Annotated in this window: 10 protein-coding genes; 2 read left to right on the top strand and 8 right to left on the bottom strand. The window is 47.3% G+C overall.

The genetic code is table 11. From position 1 onward, the window contains the following. Positions 1–223: 223 nt before the first annotated feature. Positions 224–649 (top strand): hemerythrin domain-containing protein, encoded by a 426-nt coding sequence (locus ACAN54_RS02880; RefSeq protein WP_379152258.1) that lies wholly within the window; start codon positions 224–226, stop codon positions 647–649. Positions 650–794: 145 nt separating this feature from the next. Continuing rightward, the gene (gene hmpA, locus ACAN54_RS02875; RefSeq protein WP_379154127.1) at positions 795–1,976 is read left to right on the top strand and encodes an NO-inducible flavohemoprotein; all 1,182 of its coding nucleotides are present in this window, start codon (positions 795–797) and stop codon (positions 1,974–1,976) included. A gap of 67 nt (positions 1,977–2,043) precedes the next feature. Here hmpA and ACAN54_RS02870 read toward each other — a convergent pair whose 3' ends face one another. The 8 genes from ACAN54_RS02870 to ACAN54_RS02835 form a co-directional block, all read right to left on the bottom strand. After that, positions 2,044–2,751, bottom strand: a complete 708-nt coding sequence (locus tag ACAN54_RS02870) for a Crp/Fnr family transcriptional regulator (RefSeq protein ID WP_379152255.1) — start codon at positions 2,749–2,751, stop codon at positions 2,044–2,046. Positions 2,752–2,777: 26 nt separating this feature from the next. After that, positions 2,778–2,939 carry a rubredoxin gene (gene rd, locus ACAN54_RS02865; RefSeq protein WP_379152251.1) on the bottom strand — a complete coding sequence of 54 codons (162 nt, stop codon included), beginning with the start codon at positions 2,937–2,939 and terminating at the stop codon, positions 2,778–2,780. A 30-nt stretch (positions 2,940–2,969) separates the two neighbouring features. Continuing rightward, positions 2,970–4,187, bottom strand: coding sequence for an NAD(P)/FAD-dependent oxidoreductase (locus ACAN54_RS02860; RefSeq protein ID WP_379152248.1), 1,218 nt, complete (start codon positions 4,185–4,187; stop codon positions 2,970–2,972). Between the two features lie 11 nt (positions 4,188–4,198). Continuing rightward, a complete protein-coding gene (locus ACAN54_RS02855; protein ID WP_379152245.1) occupies positions 4,199–5,434 on the bottom strand; it encodes an FprA family A-type flavoprotein in 1,236 nt (411 codons plus the stop codon). Positions 5,435–5,602: 168 nt separating this feature from the next. After that, complete coding sequence (locus tag ACAN54_RS02850) at positions 5,603–6,550, bottom strand: helix-turn-helix transcriptional regulator (RefSeq protein ID WP_379152241.1); 948 nt, start codon at positions 6,548–6,550, stop codon at positions 5,603–5,605. Positions 6,551–6,575: 25 nt separating this feature from the next. Next, positions 6,576–8,960, bottom strand: coding sequence for a polyprenyl synthetase family protein (locus ACAN54_RS02845; protein ID WP_379152238.1), 2,385 nt, complete (start codon positions 8,958–8,960; stop codon positions 6,576–6,578). Between the two features lie 182 nt (positions 8,961–9,142). Next, positions 9,143–10,060 (bottom strand): hypothetical protein, encoded by a 918-nt coding sequence (locus tag ACAN54_RS02840; RefSeq protein WP_379152235.1) that lies wholly within the window; start codon positions 10,058–10,060, stop codon positions 9,143–9,145. Between the two features lie 261 nt (positions 10,061–10,321). After that, positions 10,322–13,126: a DUF8487 domain-containing protein gene (locus ACAN54_RS02835; protein WP_379152232.1), complete on the bottom strand. Its 2,805-nt coding sequence runs from the start codon at positions 13,124–13,126 to the stop codon at positions 10,322–10,324. Positions 13,127–13,281 lie beyond the last annotated feature (155 nt).

Below are 13,281 nucleotides of genomic sequence, written 5' to 3'. Positions count from 1 at the left end.
CCATTAGGGAATGTCCTATAGTCCCTCGGGAAATCCCTTGATTCAGCAAAAAGTGAAAAGCCCCCCTCTTGAATCAGGAGAGCCTTCTAAGTGTTTTAGAAAGGTGTGCGCTGCTAACTGCTGTCAGGGAATTCCCTCTTTTTGTTCAGGGGATGTCCTAACCGGAAATTTCAATGCTGCCTTCTATGTTATACTGAGAAAAAATTTTGGGGAGGATAAACAAATGGTAGGACCCTCTTTACGTCAACTGCACGCCCATCATGCCATACATCAAGGCGGACTATCGGGTGCAATAGACAAAACTGAAGAAGTCGAGAAACTGCTGGAGATACAAGAATTCGAGGTTGCACGACAAGCGGCCGATCACCTTGTGGAGTACTGGGAGACCAGGATACTGAGTCATGCGGAGGCGGAAGAAGAAGGGTTCTACCCGGAGATGGCGGCGAATAACCCCGGTTTGCAGAATGTAGTAACCAGGCTGACTCGTGATCATGAGCTCCTCCGAATCATGATCACAGATATCAAAACCATGCTTGACGAAGACGGCCTCACAACAGAAGTGCTTCAGCATTTCCATGCGCTTGTGGTGGTGAATGCTATTCACAGCAGAGACGAGGAAAGGTTGCTGCTTGAGGAACCTTCACGATAATTTCGCAGCCTGGATAAATTATGTGATCTTTGATACAAAATAAGATAGAAAAAGTGTCCGTTTTGTTAAAGTGGTATTTTAAATATATCTTTTAAATGTAAAAGAGTATATATTAAATTTGTAAAATTGAGAGGAGTGAACGGTCATTTTATCCACACAAACACGAGAAATTGTCAAATCCACAGCCCCTGTCCTTGCGGAACACGGTACTGCAATAACTACGGTATTCTACCGGAATCTCTTTGCGGCCCATCCTGAGCTTTTGAATGTATTTAACCATGCCAATCAGGCACAAGGCCGGCAACAGACTGCCCTTGCGAATGCAGTGTATGCTGCTGCAGTTCACATTGACAACCTGGAGAATATTTTGCCTGCAGTCGTCCAGATTGCCAATAAACATGTGAGTCTTGGTATTAAACCGGAGCAGTACCCGATTGTCGGTGAATTTCTGCTGAAAGCCATCAAGGAAGTGCTTGGGGACGCAGCAACCGATGATATCATGAAGGCTTGGGAAGAAGCTTATGGCGTAATCGAAGCCGCCTTCATTGGTGTTGAAGCGAACATGTACAAGGAAGCGCGCGAGCAAGAGAATGGCTGGAATTTCTTCAAACCGTTTACTGTGGTCCGAAAAGTACAGGAAAGCTCCAGCATAGCCTCCTTCTATCTCAAGCCTGCTGATGGCTCGGGTGTACCGGCGTTCAAACCAGGACAATACATTTCAGTGCGGGTACTAATCCCGGGTGAACAGTATACTATGATCCGCCAGTATAGCCTGTCTCAAGCATCCAATCCTGACGAGTTCCGCATCTCCGTGAAACGGGAAGCTGACAATGATCCGAATGGAGTAGTCTCTGTCTACCTTCATACACAGGTAAGCGAAGGAGATACCGTGGAAGTAAGTGCACCTGCCGGAGAATTCCTGCTGGATACTTCCAAAACCACACCGGTGGCTTTTATCTCCGGTGGTGTCGGTATCACGCCAATGATGAGCATGCTCGAAACGGTAGCCGTGTCATCGCCGGACCGCCCTACTGTGTTCCTGCATGCGGCACGAAATGAATCACTAGCCGCTTTTGGTAATGATGTTGAGAAGCATGCGCTGAACATGAGCAATATCAAATATAAAACCTTTTATTCAAGCGGCCCGGACGGCCAAATCACTCGTGAAGCATTAGCATCGTATGTGGATCCAGCAGGTGATGCCTATGTATGCGGACCGGTTCCTTTCATGGAAGCCATGATCCGTGAACTGCTGGCGATAGGGATGAAAGAGGAACAGATCCACTATGAGTTTTTTGGTCCGGCTATGCAATTAGAACAAGCCTAGTCCACATTGTAAAAAAGAGTGCGCCAGAATCCAAATTCCGGCACACTCTTTTTTTTGTCTTCAATTGTCAGTCCATATATTTCTCCAAGGAGGGCCGGTTGCGGATGATCATCTGCTTGTTGCCGATCAGCTCAATCAGACCCAGGTCTTCAAAGATTGCAAATTTCCGACTAATGGTTTCCCGTGTAACGCCTACGTAATTCGCCAGTTCTTCCCGTGAAAGCGGGAGATCGATATGAATCTTATCGCCCCGCATTTTACCATAGACATCACTAAGCTCCAGAATCATATAGGCAATCCGGATTTCCGGATCCTTGGTAGCCAGGCTTTGCGCCAGATTCTCGGTATGCGCCAGTCTTTTAGTTACCGTCTTAAGCAGTTTGAAGGCAATATCGGGATTATCCATGATCAGCAGCTCCATATCTGTTTTGGTCAGCATGCAGATACTGGTATCTTTCAATGCATATGCGCTAAAGTTACTGAGCTCATCGCTGTTAAAGATGCTGAGTTCGCCAAAAAAATCACCGGCTGTCAAAATGTGCAGGATTTGCTCCTTTCCCTGCGGAGTCATTTTGGACAGTTTCACTTGTCCTTGCTGAATAATATACAGGGTATCCGTCGGCTGTTCTTCCAGAATCAGAGACTGTCCCTTGGAGTACTTCCGGTGGATAATCATCGCACTGATCCGGGAGAGGTCCGCGCCGGAAAGGGAAGCGAAGATGGGTACTTTGCGGGTGCAGGGCTCAGCGGCATTCTGGCAGGAATGTTCCGGCATATCGGGTCTCTCCTTTGCAGAATTCTCTAAGATATAGGTGAAAAATGGCTGGTATCTTCGCCGCAGACCGGGCAGACCCAATCCTCAGGCAAATCTTCAAAAGCGGTGCCCGGTTCTACATCCTCGTCAGGATCACCAATTGCAGGATCATAAATATAACCACAAGGCTCACATACATACTTTTTCATCAGGGTCATCTCCTCTTTGATCTACTCAGGTTAGCTTTGTAATCTACTCTTAACTTCCTCCATAATTACTGAAATACTGCTGGAAAGATTGATGCCTTCCAGGCTGCAGCCTGACTCAATAGCGGATTTATAGACCAGCGAGGCCGCAGCCCCCTCCCAGGAAACAGCGCCGATCATTGTGTTTTCTTTCACAAATATCTGGGTATATACCCCGTTCTCTACTGCTGATATACTCTGGTCACACAGCGCCTCATCTGTCTGTCCAATCGAAAACAGCGAGATTCCAAATGCATTAAAGTAAGTGACCGGAACTGCTTTGCGGTAAGCAACAGGTTCATTAGCCGCCATATTATTACCGGCAATGCGCCCCTGCTCCATAGCTCCTCCCCACAAACCTTCCACATGTCCGTTCATTTCAGCAATGTCTCCTGCAGCATATACATGGGGAGCACTAGTCTCCATATGTGCATTCACGACAATACCGGAACGGGTATCAATCGGGGTGTCCTTCACAAGCGTTGTATTCGGCACAATACCTATCGAATAAACGACATGATCACAGGAAATTACAGAATTATCGTCAAGTGTAACCCCTGTTACGGATTCCACACCTGTTATCGAGGTCACACCGGTATGCAGAATAACCTTCACACCGGCTTGTTCAAGGGTTTCCTTCAGCATTTTTGAAGAGGTTTCATCCAGTTGACGAGCCATTAACCGCGGAGCCGCTTCGATAACAGTCACTTCATAACCAGCTTCGTGTAAGGCCCATGCCGTCTCCAGACCTTGTACACCACCGCCGATGGTTACGATACGATTGCCGCTCTCAAGACTCGCTTTCAGGGAATCAGCATCTTCCAGATCCCGGATGGTATGGACATTCTTCAGCCCTGCACCCTCCACTGGAAGTGCCCGGTTTCTCGCCCCCATACAGAGCAGCAGCTTGTGGTAAGTGATCATTCTGCCGTCAGCTGTCTCAACTTGTTGCCGGTCTGTATGAATATTCGTTACCCGGGTTGAGGTTTGCACAGCGATTCGGTTATCCTTATACCACTTTTCCTTCTTGATCAGTACCTTTTCACTGTGCAAATCGGTGAACAATCCTTTGGTCAGCTTAATCCGGTTGTAGGGCAAATGCCCCTCCTCACCCAGAATTGAAATCTCCGTATCAGGATCCTGATCGCGTATCGCCTTGGCGGCATGAACAGCCGCTACTCCACTGCCAATAATAAGATAATGTTTATTCATGTTCTGCCCCCTTAATAAGAACTGAGCAGAAGATCAGAGACAAATTCCGCAGCATTTTTGATTTGTTGAACCTTTTCCGGCGCCTTAGGCGAGAAACGGACACGTATCGGGAATTCAATGTGGATCATCCCTGTGGATTTAATGACTTCCGAAGTACTCTGTACAGTCATATTCGTGGCGTTCAGATAATCCTGGATCACTTCTATCGCTTCCCCGCTCCAACCGTAGGAGCCAAAGGCAGCCGCCAGTTTGCCTTCCAGATCCATATTCTTCATCTCTTGCAGGATAGGCTCCAGGTTGCCGATCATATCAGCATATCTGGTAGAGCTTCCTATAAACACGGCATCTGCAGAGGCGATACTGTTCAGAATATCTTCCGCACTACTCTTGTCGGCATCCCACACTTCAGTCTCAATCTGGTTTGCATTCAGGCAATCCTTCATGATATTCGCCATTCTTTTGGTATTATTCTTAAGTGTGGTATAGACAATAACAGCCTTTTTGCCTTCAGTAGTCTCACGGCTGAGTACATCATAGAGATCAATATATTTGCGGATGTCTTCCCGGATCAGATATCCGTGAGAAGGTGCGATCATCTCAATATCAAGGTCCTGAACAGCAGTCATTAGCGTTCTGACGTATCTCCGGTGCGGGTGAATAATTGCACTGTAGTAGCCTTTGAAGTCATCCGTGATGTCGTATCCGGCCTCATCGCTGAACAGCTTATTCACAGCAACATGGGTGCTGAAAATGTCGCAAGGAAAGAGGATTTTATCTTCCACACAATATGTGATCATAGTCTCAGCCGTATGAAGGTACGGAGTCTCCTTGAACAGCAAGGTTTTTCCGCCGATATCCAGTGTATCTCCGTCCTTTACAACCAGGAAATTCCGGCTGTGAAGCTTGTACATTTCCTGCAGCTCCGGCACAGCGATCGCTGTGCAGACAATCGTGGCATTGAGTGCCCGTGAGGAGAGCGCAGCCAGTCCTCCGGAATGGTCAGGTTCTGTATGATTAATTACGATATATTCAATATCCATGGGATCAATGAATTGGCTTAACCGCTCCGCATATTCACGTCCAAACTCCATATCTACAGTGTCGATGATCGTAGGTTTGCCGGTTTTCAGCAGGTAGGAGTTATAGGTAGTTCCTTTCGCCAGGATCAGCCGATGAAAAGGTACCTCCCGGTTATCAATTTTACCGACCCAATAAGTATCTTTCGCAATCTTGTATTCTGTGTTCATATGCTTAACCTCCTGAATGATAATGTTTATCAACAACTTCATTCTAGCTTGGAGGCTAAACAAAAAGGAGGATTACAATCACATTTTGAAATTTTCAAAGTTCATCTATTCATACTATAAATATACACGGTTGCGGCCAAAGGGTTATGCGTATGGTCACTTTGCTTGTCAGTAGCGTTTAAGAATTTTATCGGCCTCTTCCCGGATCCTATGGCGGAATGACTCCGGTTCGAGCACCTCTACGTCCCCGCCCCAGCTAAGGACATACGGAAGCAATTCTTCCGTGTGCCGGACGCGAAAGGTAAATAATAGGCTATCCTTCCGCTCCTCCATCGTTTCCATATAAAAGCTGCCGGTTTCTGCGATTTTGTCCGCCTTCTCAGGATTCACCCGTATCTGTACCCGAATATTACGGTCATCTGGTTGGCGGTAGCGGCTCAGGTCAAATCCGGTTGGCACCGTGAACGACTCATCGAGCACGTCGAGCTCTGTCATCCGCGACAAACGGAAATGGCGGATTTCCTGCCGCAGGTCGCAGTGTGCGATCAGAATCCAATTCCCTTGAATGAACACCAGTCCATACGGGGCAACCTTCCGCATGCTTTTCCGGTTCCCGTCGGATCCGGGCAAAGATTTCAGATAGGTAAAGCTCAATTTGCGTCGTTCCAGAACGGCACGCCTTACATCTCCGAGATAGTCTTTTTCCTTATGGCCGGTTACCGGTTCTTTGGTGTGAAGAAGCCGCATCGTTTCACGTACCCGGTTGGATTCAGAGCGTACCGGCTCGGGAAGGACGGCCTCAATTTTGCGCCGTACCGCCTTCGCTACACTGCCGTAATAAGCGTCCAGCCTCTGTTCAATGAAGTCCGTCCCCATAATCAAGGCCACAGCCTCCTCGGCAGTGAAGCCGACTGGCGGCAGGAAATACCCGTCCATCAGGGAGTACCCCTGCCCGGGAGCGCCGATAATCGGAACCCCCGCCTCACTCAATGCTTGAATGTCACGGTATATCGTCCGCACACTCGTCTCGAATTGATCAGCCAAGTCTTCCGCTCGAAGCACCTTGCTCCTCTGCAGTTCAAGTGTGATGGCGAGCTGCCGTTCAGTTTTATTCATGGTCTCCCCCAGTACTTCCGTAAATTTAGCGGTCCCGGTTAATAATATAGTCTAATAAGTGCTTTAGAAAAGCGGCTTGCCGGGAGATCGCATTCAACGCTTCTACTGCGTGGCAATAGTGATCCCACATCTCGATTCTAGCCGCTTCCGGACCAAGAATAGATACAAAGGTCGAATTATTATTGTCCGCATCCATACGGGTATTCTTGCCAAGCAGTTGATGATCCCCTTCCTCATCCAGCAGATCATCTTTGATCTGAAAAGCAATACCAGCATGATAAGCGAATTTCTTCAACGCTGCAATTTCCGCAGGCTGCACCTGAGCAAGAATGGCAGGCATCACCAAACAGGCTTCAAACGCTAATCCGGTTTTGTAAAAGCACATCATGTTCAGTTGCTCCAGCGTCAATGCCTTGCCTTTGGAGTGCAAATCCATTACCTGCCCCATGCACATGTCCTCTGCTTTTTCAGCCGAATATTGCATCAAAGCCAGCACGGTTTTAGGATCGAAAGCCTTCAGCGAAGCTTGCTCTTGAATGGCTTTCTGAATCAGATAAAGTCCCGTTAATTCAGCTGTGGCGCTATTATGCACCTCATGCAAGGTTGGCCTTCCTCTGCGGGTAGGTGCATTATCCTGAGAAGGCAGATCATCGAATATTAAGGATGCGGTATGCATGAATTCCAATGACCGGAGAAGCGGCTCGATTGCAGCGGACTGAAGTCCATATCCCTCGACACCCAGGACCCAGGTCAAAATAGGCCGTATCCGCTTCCCGTCCCCGGTCAGGCTATAATTCGCAGCCTCAATCAATGATTCTTTCATGAGAGGAATACCATCCGGTATGGGAATCTCCAGCAGATGATTGATATGGTCCCGGGCGGTGTGAACGGTCCGCTGAAATTCTTCCTTTTCCTTACGTTCATTTTTAAGTTGGGTGTTCATCCGGTCCCGAAGCAACTTGTCGAAGAAATCAACATGATCTGCTTTTCGTACCATTTGTTGAATAAGCCGGTTAAATTCCGGGTTCCCGGATGCAAAGATCTCCATGATCTCGTTATACCGTTCAGTCCCTATGCGTGCTTTATAGCGTTTGAGTCCGTTGATGGCACGATCCAGAATGACCTCAAGGGTCTTGGGATCAGAGTGATATACATTATGAATCAGATGGGAGATCACCGTCCAGTATAATTCATAGGGATTGATCAGATCCGAACGGACTTTACGATATTTCAAATAGTAGGTATAGGGGGTTACCGCTCCCTCCTCCATATCATCAAACATATCTGCAAAGTCGTCAGCCAGCTGATTATAGATTCCGTAATAAAAGGTCCGCTCATCAAAACCTTCGTCCACGGGTGCGCTGATCACGGAACGGACAATTAACCTGGAGGAAGAGGATTTTAAAATAATAGGAATATAAAGTTCTTCATTGGTGTAATTCGCATTAGTAAGTTCCTTATTTCGGTCAATGTCCTGGGCATTAAAAAAAACATACGACTGCCCGAAAAAGGTCGTCTCCGTCTCCGGTTTCTGAAGGATCTTCATATATTCGAACGCATTCCGCAGCTCTGCATGGACATATTGGATAATCTCCATGTTCTTTCCGGGCCACTCGCTAAGCTCCGGCACTACCCCTGTTAGCAGCGCAGTCCGGATCATACCGGAATATTGTTCTTTCTCGGGAGCTGTTAAAACCTTAGAATCCAGAAGATCGTCAATAAAAGGATACGTCAAACCGTAGGAGTAGCCGATCCGGATCGCTTCATCCAGTCTCCGGGACCGTTCTGCAGATGCTGTATTGTCATCCATTTCTTCTATCACATGCAGGACGACTCCGACTATGATTTTGATGAGTTTGCGTTCGGCTTGATCGGCATCCATTTCCTTCGGGATATGAGTGGCGACATTCTTAAGCTTCTCTATCAGCCAAATGGCCGTCGATGCTATGCCCTCCTTCTGGGCCCACCGGAAAAATCCGGCGACACTAATGGATTCTGCTCGGTTCTGCCGCCCGGATGTATTGGAAGGAATCAAGTGATGCTTCGTGTCTGTAATTACCTGCTGAATTCGTGCCTGCGTGCGGGGATCGTCCAGTGTTTTCCCCAAGTCTCTCATATAAATATAGGAGATACTGCGATCCAAGTAGTCATCTAATTGCCCGGTATGATTCAGCCATTCGATATATTGTTCATAATCCCGGGAAACAGCACTTTTCTTCCACCGTGTAAAAAAAGACAGCCATGAATTTTTATGAACATGTCTCCGTCTCCACAACTGAATATCTTTGGTCACAGCAGGGATATATGATTTGTCCTTAACCTGCATATAAAGGGATGCAAAATACTGAGCTGCCTTCTGCTCAGCCACCCTGTACATCGTCTCACCCTGATCCGTAGTCTTCTCATTCATACGCTTTATTACCTCTGCTCGAATTTATTATGGGCATCTTAATCATAACCCTAATACGGTGATTAGTGTTTTTGGTTACACAGAAAAGAAACCGGATCGTATGATCCGGTCTCCCCTCAAAAAATCAGACATCTTATTAGTACTGAGACGTCTGTTAAGTATGTCGGCTTGCGTTTATCGGCCTATATTCTGAAATCATCTATCCGCCCATAGCTAAGCCTCTGCTGCAGGATAACGGCCAGTTCTTCCACGGTATCGTAGACGATTGGACGAATGTCTTTAATTTGAACCCGAAGTATATCCGCCTCACTGCTGTGAACGGTCCATATCACCGGAATGTTCAGACCAAGTGCATATCCTGCTGTAAAATACACCTCTGGCGAATGACCGGTCAAGTCAGCGATAATCAGTCTGCTGTCTCCGATGAACTCAAGAGAATTGTGATCCTGATTCTGCGTTTTGTCATGTGCAAGCAAGCGAGGTAAATAACCGAACTGCTCGATTTTAGGCAACAGCATTTCCAGCCATTCTGTACGCTGATCCTCATCGTCCGGAATGAGTACGAAGCATGGTTTTATTTTTTTGCCGCCAGCCTTTGCCGCAGTCTCACTCCATCCCTTATCGGTAAGCTTAAAAGTCATGCCTTCCCTTATGATCAGCTGCTCGCCGATGAGTTTATCAATGATATATACCAGCTCTTGCAAGTTGGGAGAATACGTCAGGTTATAACTGCTGGAGAGCGGCTGAATGATGACCGGTTCTCCCGGGCCCTCGGAGTGTCTGTACAAATATTGCAAGAACCGGGTCCCCTTATCTTCAAGGGTCACAGGGATTTCCGGTAAATTTGTAATGGATTCCACATCATTCTCAGCTAGGACGACCTTCACGCCACAATCGGTCTGCTCCCGGATATAAGCCGATACAATATGAAGCAAATCGCGTTTCCTTGGGTGCGGGAGTGAGGTAATCGCTTCATAGCTGTCTCTTAATAAGCTATAGAACCCGCCCGGCGAACAGGAGCATCCTGTATATTTGTCATATTCGCCATCCTGTTGAACAGGGACCATCTCATCACAGAACAAACAGTGTTTTCTAATCATGATCTACATCACCTCTTATCCATACTTCCTCCACCTTATCAATAATCTATGGAAAAGTAGACAAGAAGATATTTCCTCCAGTACCCTTAACTCAATGTAAATAGCCTCGTGGCTGTTTCATTCTAGAATAGTAATGGTTCCCAAACCCTCTGGAACGTTTAAGAAAGCGCACACCAAGCAATCACATGGATCCCTGTTCAAAAAAACAAGGTGTCCCAATCAGCCAAATGCTTGGCTTTAGGACACCTCTGTTAGCTTTTCTTATTGAAGTAACTCCTGAAGCTCAGCAACGTCCGCACGGTACTGCGGCTTGAAATCTGCGGATTTCATGTAATGGGTCAAGCTGGATAAGAACTGTCTGCCTTCAGGAGTGACGCTTGCTTTGTCCGCATCAAGCGCACATATCAGAAGATTACCTGCCCCCACGCTGCATTCCAGCAAGAAGCCCAGCTTGTGGTTGCGCTCAAAGTTGTCAATGGTCTGCACAATGGGACTCCACGACCGATCGGTTCCATCCAGGATGATGGACTTTGAATTCTGAATGATGTTCCACCAAGGGTACGTAGAATATTCTTCGCACGGGAAATCGCGAAACACAGGGTGGTTATTGTCGATCAGCAGACCCATTGTACCTACTGGTACGGGCTTGTTCATGCTCTCGGAGATGGAACGGAACATAGGATAACACCAGAATTCTGTACAGTAAAAACCTTCAACAGCGTTCTGGAGAGACTCCGGCTTAGGCATAAGCAGCACATTCTGGCCTTGCTCCAGCAAGTTGATCGCTTCCGGCGATAGTTCCTGGAAGAAATGCACATCGTCCAGCACCCCGCCAGTATTTTGCGGATAAATCCACACATCGTAGCTCTTGCGGATATCCGTACCTGGTATCCACAAAGAAAGAACGGCTTTGGTCATTTGCACGACCTCAGGAAGAGCGATGGATATATCACAGATATCGATATAATTGGACCCAGCCGGTATTACTGCTTCAGAACTACCTTTTGCCAGTGTTCCTCCATCAGCATTCAACTCCCACTGCAGTTCAAGGGTGTCCGGCGACCCGTTCCGGTACCAGGACAACTCAACATGCGCATCGAAACGTTCTCCGGAGACATAGTTATACTTCTCAAATCTCGCCAACAGAACCGCATCACTGCAGAACGTACGCCATTCCTCTGCGGAAATGAGCCCCTTGGAATCCATGAAGGCATCAAGAATGCCTACCAGCGCAGTCCCCTGACCACTGAAATCCTGCAGATCCAGAAGCTGAAATCCGGCAAGTTTTCGGGTACGGAACGCTGCCTCCAGCTCTTCTTTGTAGCAAGCTACTGCCAACTGCCCAGAACATTCAAAATATTTCTCAGCGAGATGACCCAATCCCTTATCATCCAGCCGGTCGCGGAATATTTCAAAATTCTTGGCTTTGAGTGAACCTGTATATTTACTGATTTCTGCATAATCCGGATAAGTCGCATACTGTCCAATCTCATGGGAGACTACCGGAATTCGTGGAATCCATTCACCAGATGCATCTCCGGCCTGTACGGTCTTAGCTTCAGTGCCATACTGAATTTGTATGGTATCCCCAGTTGCTACTGCAGGATCATTCCCATTCCCTAAAGCGGGAGGTACGAATTGCTCATCGTAATCTTTCATGGTACCAGGTTCATCGGTCTGAACATGTCCCAGAGGGGCATCACACATCGCGTAAGAGCCTCTAAACAGCCGGTCTTTGGAGAAACGCACACCACAGAAGAAATCCTCATGCTCCAGGACTTCCGGAACAAACTGATGGTTATTGGAGCCCTGTGTATAGAGATGTCTATCATCGAAAGCCTTATAGTCTTTCAGAAAGGAATCAATCTTGGTTCGGCTGCCCCACAGTTCGTTGCCAAGCGACATCATTACGAAGGATGGATGGTTGCCAAAAGCCCGTAGAATGGCATATCCTTCGCTGATCAGATAGTCTTGTTCGGCTTGATTATGGCCCTCATCCGTTTCTTCTGTAATCGTTCCCCAGAATGGCAGCTCTGGCTCCATATAGATACCGAGCATGTCCGCAGCGGCAAAGGCCGCCTCCGGCGGGCAGCAGGTATGGAAACGGTAATGGTTAATACCATAGGACTTCGAGATGCCAAGTATTCGGAGCCATTCCTCCAGATCCGTTGGCGCATATCCGGTTAATGGGAAAATCAGACCGTCGTGCTTGCCGCGGAGAAAGGTCTTTTGTCCGTTGATCGTAAATTTGTCGCCGTCTGTCTTGAAATCCCTAAGTCCAAAAGTCAGCTCATGCTGATCGGAATCCCCTTCTCCCGTACCTCTGAGTGTAATACTTATCTTATACAGGTTGGGTTCGGCTTCACTCCAGAGAAGTGCATCCGGTCCGAGGCCATAGCTGACTGAAAACTCTCCGCGTGAGATTTTGTACTCTTGTCCGGTTATGTTCTGTTCAGTCTCACTATTAAAACTAAAGGCCGAAACAGCGATCATGCCTGCATCCGCGCCTTCAAGAGTGGCTGTGATGCGAACTGATCGCCCTGACACATCCGGATCAAGACGAATGCCGCTCAAATAAGATTCACTGTAAAATTGCAACTCAATGCGTCCCGTAATCCCATTCCAGTTGGTCTGGGTATCCTTCGAAGTTAAATGTCCGCCTTTAGTCGGATAATCCGTATTATCAACACGGATAGTTAGTGTATGATTACCGGAACGAAGCTGTCCGAGGTCATATACATGAGGGGTGTTCAGGCTGTCACGGTTGCCGATCTCTATACCATCCAGCCAAACAGTGGTAAGTCTGGTTCTTTCCAGATGCAGAATGCAGGTTTTCCCGGAAAGTGCCTCCGGAATATCAAATTCTTTTGAATACCAGGCATATCCTTCGAACAAGTACTCATCTGTGAGAGCGTCTACAAGTATTTGCTCGTTCTTAGGTCCCTTTAGGGCGTGAGACGTTGTGCCCGGAAGAGCAATGACATCTACAAAAGGCATTACCAGTCCTTTTTTCGCCTCATCCAATTGCAGCTTCCATTCGCCTTCCAGGCTGATCTTCGTAAGCATCCTATCACTCCTATGTATAATATCTGAATAATAACCTTTAATCTCTCATTCATTCTGTTATAAACAATAGCACAAATAAAAAAAACAATACAAACATAATAAAATAAACCAAAACCAACAGAGTCCTGAACCCTGCTGGTTTTGGTTAGTTGGTT

Source organism: Paenibacillus diazotrophicus (genome assembly GCF_042610465.1).
This window is presented reverse-complemented; position numbering and strand designations above follow the sequence as displayed.

Bases quoted from the DNA above. Each gene is read 5' to 3' on its own strand.
- ACAN54_RS02840 (WP_379152235.1), bottom strand. From the start codon at position 10,060: ATGATTAGAAAACACTGTTTGTTCTGTGATGAGATGGTCCCTGTTCAA.
- ACAN54_RS02845 (WP_379152238.1), bottom strand. From the start codon at position 8,960: ATGAATGAGAAGACTACGGATCAGGGTGAGACGATGTACAGGGTGGCT.
- ACAN54_RS02860 (WP_379152248.1), bottom strand. From the start codon at position 4,187: ATGAATAAACATTATCTTATTATTGGCAGTGGAGTAGCGGCTGTTCAT.
- ACAN54_RS02850 (WP_379152241.1), bottom strand. From the start codon at position 6,550: ATGAATAAAACTGAACGGCAGCTCGCCATCACACTTGAACTGCAGAGG.
- rd (WP_379152251.1), bottom strand. From the start codon at position 2,939: ATGAAAAAGTATGTATGTGAGCCTTGTGGTTATATTTATGATCCTGCA.
- ACAN54_RS02835 (WP_379152232.1), bottom strand. From the start codon at position 13,126: ATGCTTACGAAGATCAGCCTGGAAGGCGAATGGAAGCTGCAATTGGAT.
- ACAN54_RS02880 (WP_379152258.1), top strand. From the start codon at position 224: ATGGTAGGACCCTCTTTACGTCAACTGCACGCCCATCATGCCATACAT.
- ACAN54_RS02870 (WP_379152255.1), bottom strand. From the start codon at position 2,751: ATGCCGGAACATTCCTGCCAGAATGCCGCTGAGCCCTGCACCCGCAAA.
- ACAN54_RS02855 (WP_379152245.1), bottom strand. From the start codon at position 5,434: ATGAACACAGAATACAAGATTGCGAAAGATACTTATTGGGTCGGTAAA.